At 52.1% G+C, this 507-nt stretch carries 1 protein-coding gene; it reads right to left on the bottom strand.

The genetic code is table 11. The annotated features are described in order from the left end of the window. A partial coding sequence (locus R7R78_RS29740) for an ABC transporter ATP-binding protein (RefSeq protein ID WP_225475043.1) occupies nt 1–507 on the bottom strand: 507 nt, incomplete at both ends.

Below are 507 nucleotides of genomic sequence, written 5' to 3'. Positions count from 1 at the left end.
GGCTAGCAAGTGTTTCCGCGGGCGTTGGATGGTCAATGAGCTTAATTGGTGATTCGTAAAGTGCAGACAAACGCGCTTCATCAAGCAGCATTTCGGCGTTGCCTTCAAAGGCAATTTGACCTTTTTTGAGCGCAACTATGTGGGTTGCGTAGCGCAATGCTAAGTTCAAATCATGCAGGATCACGATAATGCCTACGTTCTCGGTTCGATTCAGCTCTGCCAGTAGCGCCATCAGTTGAAATTGATGGTGAACATCGAGCGCGGAGGTCGGTTCGTCTAGGATCAAAATCGGTGATTGTTGAGCCAACAGCATCGACACCCAAGCGCGTTGGCGCTCGCCGCCCGATAAATCGTCCGCTAATGCTTGAGCAAACGGAGCTACGCCAGTGCGAGCCATGGCTTCAGCGATAATCTGTTTGTCTTCAGGTTTCCAACGACCAAGTGCACCACGCCACGGAAAGCGGCCTAAGCGCACTAGCTCTTCTACCGTTAAACCAGCCGAGGAGG

This window comes from Vibrio sp. 2134-1 (assembly GCF_033339495.1).
Note: the sequence above shows the minus strand (reverse complement) of the source record. Positions and strands in the feature narration are given on the sequence as shown.